We start from the raw sequence: 13020 nt of genomic DNA, 5'->3' as shown, positions 1-13020 counted from the left end.
TTCTAAATAGGATTTTCTTATTTTATCTTAAAACTGGTCATTGGTCATTGGTCATTGGTCATTGGTTTTGTTAATCTACTTCTTCATAATCTCCAGTCACCGTGCCTTCATCACGAAAATCAATCTTAATTTCTTCACTATTTTGCGATGACTCATCGCCGGAGGGTAAAGGCATTTCCGTAGGCGTTACAGGAACTTCAAACTCCCCTTGAAAATTACTCAATGGTTCTGAAGTGGAGCTTGGCACATCATAAACTCGCGCACCCACCGTAAATAAAGCTTCTTTAAAATCATTAACCGCCTTTTGAATATCCTCTAATTTACTAGAACGATTTTTAAAAGTAGCAATTAAAGATTTTTTAGCCGTATTAATGCGATTTCTAATTTCATCAGTAATTAATTCAGGATTATCTTTAAGAGTAGTTTGATAACTATGGAATAAGGTATCAGCTTGATTTTTCAACTCGATCACTTTAATTCTAAGACGATCTTGTTCTTCAAAGCGTTCGGCCTGCTTTCTCATGCGTTCCACTTCCTCATGGTTTAAGCCCCCCGTATTAGTAATTCTAATACTTTGGGCTTTGCCCGTTCCCTTATCCTGTGCCGAAACCTGTAAAATGCCATTTACATCTATTTCAAAACTAACTTCAATCTGTGGAATGCCTCTGGGAGCAGGGGGAATACCCGTTAATAAAAATTTACCTAAACTTTTATTATCTTTAGCCATCGCTCTTTCCCCTTGTAGCACATGGATCTCCACACAAGTTTGACCATCGGTAGCAGTGGAAAAAACTTGACCCCGACTACTAGGGATAGTGGTATTACGATCAATAATTTTAGTAAAGACCTCTCCTAAAGTTTCAATTCCTAAAGACAAAGGCGTAACATCTAATAATAAGACATCTTTCACTTCTCCCCCTAATACCCCCGCTTGAATGGCCGCACCCAAAGCCACCGCCTCATCAGGGTTAACGGAGCGATCGGGTTCTCGGCCTTTGAAAAAAGCCTTGATCGCATCTTGAACTGAGGGAATACGAGTTGAGCCGCCCACCAATAAAATGCGATCAATTTTATCCACACTTAGATCCGCATCCTTTAAAGCCTGTTTAACTGGATCTAGTGTACCATTAATAAATGTTTGGGCTAAGTCCTCAAATTTTGCCCTTGATAACTCCATTTCTAAATGTTTAGGGCCAGTTTCATCGGCAGTGATAAAAGGTAAATTAATCGAAGTGGTTAAAGTCGCAGATAATTCAATTTTCGCTTTTTCCGCCGCCTCCCGTAACCGTTGAATCGCCATTTTATCAGAACTCAAATCAATATTTTCCTGTTTTTTAAATTCCTCAGCCATCCAACGCACAATTACATTATCAAAATCATCTCCCCCCAAGTGATTATTGCCAGAGGTGGCTTTCACTTCAAAAACCCCATCTCCGAGTTGTAACACCGAAACATCAAAAGTTCCCCCACCTAAATCAAAAACTAAAATATGTTGTTCAATATCCTGCTTATCCAAACCATAAGCTAAAGCGGCCGCCGTTGGTTCATTAATAATGCGTAAAACCTCTAAACCTGCGATCGTTCCTGCATCTTTAGTTGCCTGTCTTTGAGCATCAGTAAAATAAGCAGGAACAGTAATTACGGCTTGTGTCACCTCCTCCCCCAAGAATTTTTCCGCATCATTTTTGAGTTTTTGTAAAATCATGGCCGATATTTCTTGAGGAGTATAGGCTTTTTGACGAATCATCACATCAACGGTATCATCCCGCCCTTTGACACAATTGTAGGGAACTCGTGATCTTTCTTCCTCTGTATCATCCCAACGCCGTCCAATAAATCTTTTAATACTATAAACAGTATTTCCCGCATTGGTTACAGCTTGGCGTTTAGCCAGTTGTCCGACTAGGCGCTCATTTAGTTTTCCAAAGCCCACCATACTTGGAGTGGTTCGGCCACCTTCCGTATTAGTGACAACAACTGGTTTTCCTCCTTCAAGCACAGCTACACAACAATTGGTTGTACCAAGGTCAATACCGATGACTTTTCCCATAACAATTTAGCCGTAATTTTAATAGTAAAAGTGAGACTTTTGTGATTTATTCAATAATTTATTCTAAATTAATCCAAAAATTAAGAAATTAGATCTTTCTTGTCTTTAAAGATACAAGAAATTCTCATCAATGATGTATTTTTTTTCACAATTATTACTAAACTTAACTTGATCAGCTAAGATCATAGTTTTTTAGCTGATCTGTGATCAATTGATCAAATTAATCGATAGTTAAATTAGGCATTTGATGAGATTTCTTCTGTTTGAGTTACAGCTTGGGTAATTTCCTCAATTACTTCATCTTCTTTAGGTGCGGCTACTTTGACCATTGCATGACGCAACACTTTATCATTGAGAAAATAGCCCCTAACTAACTGCTCTAAAACCGTTCCCTCTGGGTGATCATTAGTTTGTTCTCTAAAGACAGCCTCATGATAGTTGGGATCAAACTGTTCCCCTTCGGGACGCATGGCCGATACCCCCAGTTTTTTCAAACCGTCTACCAGTTGTTTATAAACCCCCTGATAACTTTTATGGATGGTCATTTCTCCATCAGTCCCAGGTTTGATTTGCGATCGCGCCCGTTCAAAACTATCGATCGCACCTAATAATTCAGTAACGGTATTTTTTTTGATTTGATATTCCAATTCTTCTTTTTCTTTAGCAGTTCGGCGGCGGAAATTCTCAAAATCAGCCGCTAAACGCATATATTGACCTTTAAAAGATTCCGTTTGTTGAATTTGTTGATCTAACTGTCCTTTCCAAGAGGCTACATCTTGCTGTAAAATTGAGATTACTTGTTCTAATTCAGATGTACTAGCCTGTTCTTGAGCTTGGTCTGCCAGTCCTTCGGTGCTGGTGGCCGATGTTTCGGGGGTGGACTCAGTTTTTTCACTCCAGTCTTCCTCAACTTCCGAACTTGGGGAAACAGAAACTTGAGCATTACTTAAATCGGACTGGTCTTCTTGTGATTCAATTTCAGTATGATCACCAGAAGTTTGATTAATATTATGATCAAAAGAATCGGAGGTATTATCGAGAGGATGATTAGGGGTTTGGGATGGTTGTACTTCAGGTTGTTTAAAGGATTCAGTCATTGTTAATTCAGGATAGGTTAATTCAGTAGAATAGATTTTTTTAGCTGAATATAAAGATTAAAAAAATTAATCTCGTAAGATGAGACATTATTTTTTACTTTAACACGAATTGATTAAAGATTTTAGTCAGGGATCTGCTCAAAAAGATCAGCAATAACCGAACAATGTAACTAAATGTAACATTTTAACAGTCAATCCCAAAAATCTAAGCAAAATAATAATCAGAGCTAGATAAACAGGCTATGATCTAAAATGAAAACAATATGTTCAAAAATTGACCATAAACAATATGATCACGATGCCGTTTTAGAACTAACTCATCAATTGTCAACTGTTCATGATTAACTGTCAACTGATAATTAGCATCTAATCTCACCAAAATTAATTAAAATTCAATAAAAATATTTATTGAAAAAATTGATAATCAATTATTTATTGACTATATTATTTTTGACGGAGAATATTAAATTAATATGACTCAATCACAAGCCAAACGAAGTAAAGCCTTAGCCATTAGGAATGATCTGTCCCCTTTTGGCAATAAACTGGTTCAATTAGGTTATGCTAATCGAGAACAAGTAGAACAAGCTCTAATCGAAACTAAAAAATCAGGTCGTCCTCTGACTAGAGTTTTAGAGGAATTGACGGGCAAAGAATTAACTCCAGAGTTACAACGTCAATATAAAAAACATTATCTCTTTGAACTTAAAGTTCTCTATGGAGTGGAGTTTCTCGATCTTGAAATTGATACTTCAACTCATCAGGAAATGAAATCTTTAATTGATGAGTTGATCTCCCTTGATATTTGTAGACGTTACCACCTCTTGCCTCTGAAAAGGGATAATAATTCATTATTAATTGCAATGACAGATCCTGAGGATTTAGAGGCACAAGATGATCTCAATCGAATTTTACGCCCGAAAAACATAAATTTTCGGCGTATGGTAATCACCACCGAAGATTATCAAAGTTTGATGGAAGATTATCTCGATGCGCAAGTTAAAGCTCAGGAACAAGACAACAAAGATAAGTCCGTTGATGTTAGTCAGGATCTGGAAAATCTAGGGGATTTTGCCTTAGAAGATGCACCTGACGAAAATGCGGATGAATTGAGCGTCAATGATGCTCAGGGTGCGCCCATTGTGAATTTAGTAAATAAAATTTTAGCCAAAGCCTTACAAGAGGGGGTTTCTGACATTCACATTGAGCCACAAGAAGAACATTTACAGGTGCGTTTCCGTAAGGATGGGGTTTTAGCCAAAGCCTTTCCCGATTTACCCAAAAAAATTGCGGTGGCGGTGGCGGCTCGTTTTAAAATTATGGCGGATCTGGATATTGCGGAGCGTAGAAAGCCCCAAGATGGCAAAATTCGCCGAATGTTCCAAGGTCGTGCGGTGGACTTTAGACTGAATACGGTACCTGCCCGTTATGGAGAAAAAGCCTGTTTACGGATTTTAGATAACTCCTCAACTCAATTAGGTTTAGATATGTTAATTAGTCATAAACCGACTTTAGATCTGGTGAGGGAGTTAGTATCCCGTCCTTTTGGTTTATTTCTGGTGACTGGGCCAACGGGATCGGGAAAGTCAACCAGTCTTTATTCCTGTTTAGCGGAACGCAATAAACCAGATATTAATATTTGTACGGCTGAAGACCCCATTGAATATTCTTTACCCAGTATTACTCAGGTACAGGTAATTCGGGGTAAAATGGATTTTAGTGGCATTTTACGGGCGTTTATGCGTCAAGACCCCGATGTAATTCTAGTGGGGGAAACCAGAGACCCTGAAACTGCTAAAACGGCGATCGAGGCGGCCTTAACGGGTCACTTAGTTTTAACTACCCTCCATGCCAATGATGCCCCCAGTTCCATCGCCCGTTTAGATGAAATGGGAGTTGAACCTTTCATGATTTCTGGGGCTTTATTAGGGGTATCGGCGCAACGTCTGATGCGTAGAGTTTGTAGCCAGTGCAAAACAGCCTATCAGCCCACCAAAGAAGAATTAGCCCGTTATGGTTTAAGTGTTGCCCGTGAGGGTGAACATACCTTTTTTAAAGCCAACACTTTACTGGGTGAACAACTGGAAAAAGCCAGACAGAGTGGCCAGACTTGTTCCAAATGTGGTGGTAGCGGTTATAAAGGAAGGGTTGGAGTGTATGAAGTTATGTCCAACAGTGAACGACTTCAAGCCATGATCAATCAGGGAGCTACTACCGATATGATTAAGGAAGCGGCGGTAGAGGAGGGAATGATCACTTTACTGGCTTATAGTTTAAATTTAGTCAAAGAAGGCCATACTACTTTTGAGGAGGTAGAACGCTGTACCTATACCGACTCCGGTGTTCAAGCCGAAATGAAAGCTAAACGGAAGGTTGGTTTAGAATGTAAGTGTTGTGGTGCGGGTTTAAAACAGGAATGGTTAGACTGTCCTTATTGTTTAACTCCGCGCTTTGCCTAGTCAGTGGGAAGTGGGAAGTGGGAAGTGGGAAGTAATGACCAGTGACCAGTAACCAAATATTTTATTTTATAAGATCAGGAGATGATTAAACATGGATTTAATGATTGAAGACTTAATGGAGCAACTGGTAGAAATGGGTGGCTCTGATATGCACATCCAAGCAGGAGCGCCTGTTTATTTCCGAGCTAGTGGCAAGTTAGGCCCCATTAATGATGAGATTCTTTCCCCCCAAGAGGCTCAAAAATTGATCTTTAGTATGCTCAATAATACTCAACGTAAGGATTTAGAGCAAAACTGGGAGTTAGATTGTTCCTACGGGGTGAAAGGTTTAGCCCGTTTTCGGGTTAATGTTTATAAAGAGCGTGGCTGTTATGCCGCTTGTTTACGGGCTTTATCTTCTAAAATTCCTAAGTTTGAAATGTTAGGACTTCCTGATATTGTAAGGGAAATGTCGGAACGTCCTCGGGGCATGGTGTTAGTAACTGGACAAACGGGATCGGGTAAAACCACCACCATGGCCGCTATGTTAGATCTAATCAATCATACCCGTAATGAGCATATTTTAACGGTGGAAGACCCGATCGAATATGTATTCCCCAATGTGAAAAGTTTATTCCATCAACGTCAAAAAGGGGAAGATACAAAGAGTTTCGCTAATGCGCTCAAAGCAGCCCTACGGGAAGACCCTGATATTATTCTAGTGGGTGAGATGCGCGACTTAGATACCATCGGGTTAGCCATCTCGGCGGCGGAAACAGGTCACTTAGTTTTTGGTACTTTACACACTAACTCGGCGGCTAAAACCGTAGACCGGATGTTAGACGTATTTCCTCCGATCCAACAGCCCCAGATCCGCGCTCAGTTATCTAGTTCTTTATTGGCGGTATTTAGTCAATGTTTAGCGAAAAAACAAAATGCAAAGCCCGGTGAATATGGCCGTGTGATGGCTCAAGAAATTATGATTGTTACTCCTGCGATCGCAAACTTAATTCGAGAGGGAAAAACAGCGATGGTTTATTCAGCCATTCAAACGGGCATGAAAATGGGAATGCAAACGATGGAACAGGCTTTGGCCGGTTATGTGAAGTCGGGGGATATTTCTTTGGAGGAAGCTTTAGGAAAAAGTAGTAATCCTGATGAACTTCAGCGTTTAGTGGGTAATGTTCCTGCTAAAAAATAATTTTTAGTTATTGGTTATTGGTTATTAGTTCTTAGTCATGATTAAAAAATTAATCTAATGACAACAGAAAAATGATCAATTTTAGGAATAATTAGAGGGGTTATGGCAACAATTTATTTAGTAGAAGTTACTGATGCTTTAGGTAAAAAAAGCCAAGAGAAAGTTGAAGCAAATTCTCCTGAACAAGCTAGAAGTATTATGCAGGGTAGATATCCTACCATTGGGAGAGTGACGGAGAAAAAAGGGGGTTTTGATTTATCAGGCCTTGATTTTAGTGGTGTGACGGTTAAGGATAAATCTATTTTTTCACGTCAGTTTGCCGCCATGGTTAACGCCGGTGTGGCGATCGTCAGATGCTTGTCTGTACTGGCAGATCAGGCCACTTCTCCCAAATTAAAAAGAGCTTTATTAGAGTTAAGTGCGGATGTACAACAGGGGATCAGTTTATCTGAGTCTATGAAAAAACATCCTCAGTGTTTTGATGAGCTTTATGTGAGTATGATTGAAGCCGGAGAAATGGGGGGGATCCTCGATGAAGTTCTCAACCGTTTAGCTAAATTATTAGAAGATATGGCAAAATTACAGGCGGAAATTAAATCGGCGATGACTTATCCGATGGTGGTAGGTTCTTTTGCTTTAATTATCTTTTTTGCTATGACAATCTTTTTAATTCCTATTTTTGCGGGAATTTTTGATGATTTAGGGGTGGAATTACCCTTATTAACTCAAGTAATGTTAAATTTAAGTAAATTTTTAAGAACTCCTAAAGTTTTAATTCCGATCTTTAGCATTGCAGGGTTAGTTTTTGCTTATAAAAAATACTATCAAACTCCCGCTGGAAAATTACAAATTGATACAATTAAATTAAAAATGCCAGTTTTAGGCGATATTATTGAAAAAGGTGCGGTTGCTAAATTCTGCCGTATTTTCGGAGTTTTAACCCGTTCCGGTGTACCCATTATGAACTCTTTAGATATTGTGGGTAGAACGGCGGGAAATCAAGTGATTTGTAATGCTGTTGAGGCAACTAAAGAGGAAATTTCTCAAGGTGGTATGATGAGTGTGGCCTTGGATCGGGCTAAAGTGTTTCCCCCTCTAGCTATTCAAATGTTGACTATTGGAGAGGAAACAGGGGAGTTAGATGGGATGATGTTAAAGGTGGCTGATTTTTATGATACGGAAGTGGAAGGTGCGGTCAAGGCTTTAACCAGTGTCTTAGAGCCTGTTATGATGGTTGGTATTGCCTGTATGGTAGGTACAATTTTATTATCTATGTATTTACCTATGTTTAAAGTATTTGAAAATATGGGTTAAAAAGTTATTTGTCATTGGTTATTTGTTATGTGTTAACAGGCAAGATGCCTGTACTACTTATCACTTAAAACTTATTACTTATTAGTTAGTATCTATGCCTGTTAAACAATCCCATTATGAAATAATTTTGTCAGAATATTGCGATCGCCACTTGGCGATCGCCCTGTTAAAAAAACATCGTCCTTATTTAGAGTTAATACCGAGTTTACGTCGCCCTGAACAAAGCATTGTAACTTTGCCCTTGCCAGTGGCTAGAATCCGTTATAGTAAACAATTAAATCAAAATACCATTTCGGAAGTGCCATTGATTGAAGCAACTCAGATTCCTTGTGACATAGCGATTTTAATGTGCGATCCCGAATGGAAAATTAAAGTGGGGGCGGAGATCATGGTATTTATTCACCGCCCTGATGAGGATTTTTCTAATCTTTTAATGCGATGGCGACATACACAAATCGCTTTAGATAAGGATTATGAATGGATTATGCCCCTTCAAGAACAACATATGTTAAGTGAAGGTGGTGATCAAGTTTTTCCTTTATTTATCATTTTAGATCAAACTCCTGAACGCATTAAAAAAGGTTTAGAAGGTGCTAATTTACCCTATATTATTTATGATTCAAAATCATTGATTCAAGATGAATCTTTAGAAGAAATTATTACTTAAAAAACCAAGAAAGATAATTATAATTGAGCTAAAATAGGTGTTAAATCTATATATTCTTCCACGATTTTTGCTAAATTATTAAACATTTCTTCTCTTTGAATTTTATAGTTGGGTATGGCTGTAGGTAAAGAGATTAGACCTCTTTTTTTGCGTAGTTGATTGAGCCAATTTCTGCGCCATTTACTATTATCAAAAATTCCATGTAAATAACAACCCCAAATTAATTGATTTTGATCTACTAATCCTAATAACTTATCGTTAAAAATGGGATAATATTGAGTTTTTATTGTATTATTCATAATAATTTTAGTTTGCCCTTGATGTATTTCATAACCTTCAATGGGTAAGTCTTTTTGAGGATAAACAGAAATAACTTCTCTTTGTCGGACAATTTTGCTATTATCAATAATTGTTTCAATGGGTAATAAGTTTAAACCTTGATATTCTCCTTTTTTCCCCTCAATTCCATCGGGATCAATTATGGTTTTTCCTAACATTTGAAAACCGCCACATATTCCTAAAATTGTTCCCCCTGAGTTAACATAGTCTTTTATTTGTTCAATCATACCACTTTCTTCTAAGATTAATAAATCTTGAATTGTGGTTTTTGTCCCTGGAATAATGACCGCATCAGGACACCCTAAAGTATCATGGGGATAAACATATTTTAATTGAATTGTTGGTTCAGCTTCTAGGGGATCAAAATCAGTAAAATTAGAAATATGGGGTAATCTAATAATCGCAATAGTTAAATCTGTTTGATTTTTTTTCGATCTTCTTTCCATTAAATCTAAAGAATCTTCAGAAGGAAAAAATTGATTAAGATAGGGAATTACACCAATTACCGGAATATTTGTATAGTCTTCTAGCCATTTAATTCCTGAATCTAAGAGGGATTTTTGACCCCTAAATTTGTTAATTACTACCCCTTTAATTAAGGCTCTTTCCTGTGGTTCTAATAGGGCTAATGTTCCGACTACATGGGCAAAAGAACCACCTCGATCTATATCTACTGCTAGAATAGTTGGAGCGTTTAAATAAGTGGCAATTCTCATATTACTTAAATCTCGATGTTTAAGATTAATTTCAGCCGGAGATCCCGCACCTTCACATACTAATAAATCAAACTCCATTTCTAAACTAGCTAAACAACTTTTAATAGTTTGCCATCCTAAATCGAAATATTTTTCATAATACTCAGAAGCCCTAGTAGTTCCGGCTACTTTTCCCCTCAGAATTACCTGAGAAGTCATGTCACCTTGGGGTTTTAATAAAATAGGGTTCATTTCCACTGTGGGATTAATTCCGGCCGCCCATGCTTGAACAGCCTGTGCAATGCCGATTTCTCCCCCTGTGGCGGTAACATAGGCATTAAGGGACATATTTTGGGCTTTAAAGGGTGCAACAACCCGCCCTTGTTGAGCGAAAAAACGGCATAAAGCCGCCGTTAAAAAGGATTTTCCAGCGTGGGATGTTGTCCCCACTACCATAATTGATTTCATTTAATTTGATTAGTTAATATTTTATTAATTATTTTTACAATATAGCAATTCTCACACTGATGAGGTACATTAATTAAAGGTTTTTGTTATTTGGAATTATCTTAAATATACCTCATGAATGGGAGAAATGCTATCTATCAAAAATAATAAAACTATTAACTTTATTTGCGAATATTAATTGATTGATGAAACTAAAAATTTTATTACCAACGGAAATTTTTTTAGAAATAGAAATCACAAAAATTACGGCGGAGGGAGAAAATGGACATTTTACTCTGTTACCACGTCATATTGATTTTGTGAGCGCTTTAATGCCTAGTATTTTATTATTTGAAACTAATGATCATCAAACTAAAATTATGGCAATTGATGAGGGAATTTTAGTAAAATGTGGACAAGAAGTATTAGTTTCTGTTAAAAATATTATTGAAGGGGATTCTTTAATTACTTTACAAGAAACTGTGGAAAAACAGTTTAAAATATTAGATGAACAAAACAAAAAAGCCCGAACTGCTTGCGCTAATTTAGAAGCTAGTTTAATTCGTAATTTTATTAAATTTGATCAATAATTTATTTTATATATATTAAGTTTAGACAATAAAATTATTTTAATTTATGCCAGAAAATAATCAAAAAAAATCGGAAAAATTTGCTGAGGTGATCGGCAAGAAAGCCCAAAGAAAAATTAAGGCTCAACAGGTAAAAAATAAAGCAATTTGGTATGCTTTAGGCACATCTGGTTTAGTGGGATGGTCTGTAATTTTACCAACTATGTTAGGATTAAGTTTAGGAATTTGGATTGATCAAAAGTTTTCTAGTTCTTATTCATGGACATTAATGGGTTTAGTAATTGGCATTGTATTAGGCTGTTATAATGCTTGGTATTGGATTGAAAAACAAAGAAATAAATAATAATAATTCGTTATTTTCTTTTATATTTAATGATTACTTGATCATTGACAATTAACAAAATTAACAATTGTGGAAAATCAAAAGTCTAAAAGAGCGATAATTAAAGCTAAAATGAAAATAAAGATAATTAATAATAAAACAATGAGGTTATGAGGTTATGATCGAGCGTCAAAAATGGTCAATATTTGGGCTTAGTTTATGTTTATCTTTATGCTGTCATCAAGTCAAGGCTTTACCCGGTCAGTCTTCCAGCGATGTAGCCACATGGATCGCCTCTCATTCCACTTTAGCACCAGCCTCCAGTGCCAATGGTTTATTTGTCAAAAAAAGCAACACCGCCGCCCAAACATTTACGTTTGAAGCTAATCGGGGTCGAGGTTTAATCATTAGCTCGGAAAGATTGAGCTTTTTTGATATGATTAATGGAGTCACTAATACTAGATTAGAAGAAAGTTTAAGGACAATTTACGGGGCAGACATTTATCAAGATTATCAAAATGCTCAAGTTGTCTATTCCTATCCCACGGCCGAAACCTTAGACTTAGCACGCCGTCAAAATTTACCTTTATTAGCGGCTCAACAAGGGCAATTACGTTTAGGTGAGCGTTTCGCCTATTGGATTGAAACGACTCAAACCGATACGGGTATAGCTTATAACGGTTTTTTAGAAGTCTTGTTAAAAGATGATCTTTCTTCTTTACAAAGATCAATTACAAGATAAATCTATTTGCGAAACGAAAAATTAATTTTTATGATTAGTTCATTGTCAATTGATAATTAAATCCAGGGTACAGGAGTTGAACCTGTCTAAGACGAATTATGAGTTCGTTGCCTCAACCGCTCGGCCAACCCTGGTTAAAGTCTATAACTTATACTTTTTGATAGTTGAGTTTTTGACTTTTTGCCAAGCACTAATAACTGATCATTTAAAGTATAATTGATTTGATCAATAAATATAATACACTATTTCATTCAGATAATCAAATTAATAATGAAAATCAATTCAACGGTGATCCTAACATTTTTCTTATTGTTAATGATGGTGGGCGCAGGAAGTGTTAGTGCTTGGTTTGGCCATGATATGGGGACAAAATCCCTTGAAGGCGTAAGCGAACCCAATAGTAACCCTACTAAAAAGCTAACTCGTAAACAAGGTGAAAAACAAGAAACAAAGTTAGTTTTTCTCAAAGAACAGGATATTATTAAGCAAAATTATAATTATATCAAAGGGAAAAAAAGCAATAATCAATCTAAATCAAAAGAGGCAAATCCTAAAACTGAGCCGACAGAAAAGGTAAATAATCAGAAAGAAAATAAAGAAAAAGACATTTTTGTTAATTCTCCCGATCAGGCGGAATCATTATTAACTAATCCCGTTAAAACTAAGGATCAAGATGTTAGTTTAGAGGTTAGTAAGATTAAGTTACAAGATGGTGCGATCATGCTCAATGTTAGTTTAAAAAATGATGGGCGTAAAGGGGTTAAATTTTTATATAGTTTTCTGGATATTAGGGATGATAAAGGGGATTTATTAAGTGCAATTACTGATGGTTTACCCAATGAATTACCAGCTAATGGTGAGTCTTATAATGGTACAATTCGCATTCCCACTGCTTTATTATCGGAAGCAAAAACTATTTCTTTAAGTTTAACTGATTATCCCGATCAAAAATTAGAATTAAAATTAGAAAATTTGCCGATTACTTCCCCAGAAGATAATCAGGATAATGTTGATGTTGATCCTAAAGAAACTCCAGAAAAAACTGAACCATAAAAAAGCTTATTGCTGACAGATTTTTCTGTGATTAAAGCTTAGATCAATAATCAGTTAAAAGTTAA

General features: G+C 36.6%; 11 protein-coding genes and 1 tRNA gene. 8 read left to right on the top strand and 4 right to left on the bottom strand.

All coding sequences use genetic code 11. The annotated features are described in order from the left end of the window. Positions 1 to 70 precede the first annotated feature (70 nt). Positions 71 to 2050 (bottom strand): molecular chaperone DnaK, encoded by a 1980-nt coding sequence (gene dnaK, locus Anndu_RS17325; protein WP_464102391.1) that lies wholly within the window; start codon positions 2048 to 2050, stop codon positions 71 to 73. 236 nt (positions 2051 to 2286) lie between these two features. Continuing rightward, positions 2287 to 3147: a nucleotide exchange factor GrpE gene (grpE, locus tag Anndu_RS17320; protein ID WP_464102390.1), complete on the bottom strand. Its 861-nt coding sequence runs from the start codon at positions 3145 to 3147 to the stop codon at positions 2287 to 2289. Between the two features lie 473 nt (positions 3148 to 3620). On the opposite strand from grpE, the gene Anndu_RS17315 reads away from it, so the two are divergent. From Anndu_RS17315 to Anndu_RS17300, 4 genes are all read left to right on the top strand, one after another. Further along, positions 3621 to 5606 carry a GspE/PulE family protein gene (locus Anndu_RS17315; protein WP_464102389.1) on the top strand — a complete coding sequence of 662 codons (1986 nt, stop codon included), beginning with the start codon at positions 3621 to 3623 and terminating at the stop codon, positions 5604 to 5606. A 91-nt stretch (positions 5607 to 5697) separates the two neighbouring features. Then, complete coding sequence (locus Anndu_RS17310) at positions 5698 to 6786, top strand: type IV pilus twitching motility protein PilT (RefSeq protein WP_464102388.1); 1089 nt, start codon at positions 5698 to 5700, stop codon at positions 6784 to 6786. A 102-nt stretch (positions 6787 to 6888) separates the two neighbouring features. Continuing rightward, the gene (locus Anndu_RS17305; RefSeq protein ID WP_464102387.1) at positions 6889 to 8100 is read left to right on the top strand and encodes a type II secretion system F family protein; all 1212 of its coding nucleotides are present in this window, start codon (positions 6889 to 6891) and stop codon (positions 8098 to 8100) included. A 94-nt stretch (positions 8101 to 8194) separates the two neighbouring features. Next, positions 8195 to 8767, top strand: a complete 573-nt coding sequence (locus Anndu_RS17300) for a hypothetical protein (RefSeq protein WP_464102386.1) — start codon at positions 8195 to 8197, stop codon at positions 8765 to 8767. A gap of 17 nt (positions 8768 to 8784) precedes the next feature. Here the strand turns inward: Anndu_RS17300 and cobQ are convergent, their stop codons facing one another. Then, positions 8785 to 10269, bottom strand: coding sequence for a cobyric acid synthase CobQ (gene cobQ, locus Anndu_RS17295; protein ID WP_464102385.1), 1485 nt, complete (start codon positions 10267 to 10269; stop codon positions 8785 to 8787). Between the two features lie 185 nt (positions 10270 to 10454). Between cobQ and Anndu_RS17290 the strand changes: the two genes are divergently transcribed. The 3 genes from Anndu_RS17290 to Anndu_RS17280 all read left to right on the top strand — a co-directional run bounded on the left by Anndu_RS17290 (position 10455) and on the right by Anndu_RS17280 (position 11902). Continuing rightward, entirely contained in the window at positions 10455 to 10838 is a 384-nt protein-coding gene (locus tag Anndu_RS17290; protein ID WP_464102384.1) for a F0F1 ATP synthase subunit epsilon, read from the top strand. A gap of 46 nt (positions 10839 to 10884) precedes the next feature. Then, positions 10885 to 11181, top strand: a complete 297-nt coding sequence (locus Anndu_RS17285) for an AtpZ/AtpI family protein (protein ID WP_464102383.1) — start codon at positions 10885 to 10887, stop codon at positions 11179 to 11181. Between the two features lie 157 nt (positions 11182 to 11338). Continuing rightward, positions 11339 to 11902, top strand: coding sequence for a hypothetical protein (locus Anndu_RS17280; protein WP_464102382.1), 564 nt, complete (start codon positions 11339 to 11341; stop codon positions 11900 to 11902). A 61-nt stretch (positions 11903 to 11963) separates the two neighbouring features. Here the strand turns inward: Anndu_RS17280 and Anndu_RS17275 are convergent. Further along, positions 11964 to 12036: transfer RNA gene (locus Anndu_RS17275), tRNA-Ile, on the bottom strand. A 136-nt stretch (positions 12037 to 12172) separates the two neighbouring features. Here Anndu_RS17275 and Anndu_RS17270 point away from each other — a divergent pair. Further along, positions 12173 to 12955 (top strand): hypothetical protein, encoded by a 783-nt coding sequence (locus Anndu_RS17270; RefSeq protein ID WP_464102381.1) that lies wholly within the window; start codon positions 12173 to 12175, stop codon positions 12953 to 12955. The last annotated feature ends 65 nt before the right edge of the window (positions 12956 to 13020 follow it).

Source organism: Annamia dubia NIES-4383, assembly GCF_055394725.1.
Note: the sequence above shows the minus strand (reverse complement) of the source record. Positions and strands in the feature narration are given on the sequence as shown.